The organism is Mesorhizobium sp. WSM4840 (assembly GCF_055811755.1).
Genome location: NZ_JBVVQD010000135.1, coordinates 1 through 359, shown reverse-complemented (window position 1 = coordinate 359; position 359 = coordinate 1). Strand labels below are relative to the sequence as shown.

1 protein-coding gene is annotated in these 359 nt (G+C 67.7%); it reads left to right on the top strand.

Features of this window, described 5'->3' with window-relative positions; genetic code table 11:
• Window positions 1-359 (top strand): tyrosine-type recombinase/integrase (locus AC0L3I_RS37020; RefSeq protein ID WP_473530243.1); only part of this gene is annotated, 359 nt, incomplete at both ends.

The window sequence follows — 359 nt, the reverse complement described above, 5'->3', positions numbered from 1 at the left end:
GTGTCGGCGCTGCGCTTCTTCTTCACGCATACGGTCGATCGTCCCGATCTGGCGCGCAAGCTCGTTCGTCTGGCGCATCCGCGCAAGCTGCCCGTGGTCCTCAGCCGCGACGAGGTCGCCCGTCTCCTCAACGCCACCACCTGCCTCAAGCACCAGGCCGCGTTGTCGGTCGCCTATGGTGCGGGCCTGCGCGTCGCGGAGGTGTCGACGCTGAAGGTCGCCGACGTCGACAGCGAGCGCATGCTGCTGCGCGTCGAGCGCGGCAAGGGCGGACGGTATCGCAACGCCATGCTGTCGCAAGACCTGCTCTTGTTGCTGCGCCAGTGGTGGAAGGTCGGACGCCAGCAGGGGGTGATGCA